We start from the raw sequence: 216 nt of genomic DNA on the forward strand, positions 1-216 counted from the left end.
CCCTTGGGACAATGAGCAGTGCTGCAACCATTCCTGTTACACTGGAAGCTGTTCGAAAAAACCGCATCCGTGACTCGATCACGAACTTTGTCGTGCCATTATGCGCGAATATCCATCTCTCAGGGAGCACCATTACGATTTTAACAGCTGCCACAGCCGTTATGCACATTTACCCAGGATTGACGTTTCCTGGATTTTCAGGGATGATTCCTGTAA

At 47.7% G+C, this 216-nt stretch carries 1 protein-coding gene; it reads left to right on the forward strand.

What is annotated here, in order from left to right; translation table 11 throughout:
- Positions 1–216: cation:dicarboxylate symporter family transporter (locus tag CHH91_RS19695; RefSeq protein ID WP_141234280.1), on the forward strand; the 216-nt coding region annotated here is incomplete at both ends.

Source organism: Virgibacillus sp. 7505 (genome assembly GCF_002272135.1).
Lineage (GTDB): Bacteria > Bacillota > Bacilli > Bacillales > Amphibacillaceae > Terribacillus.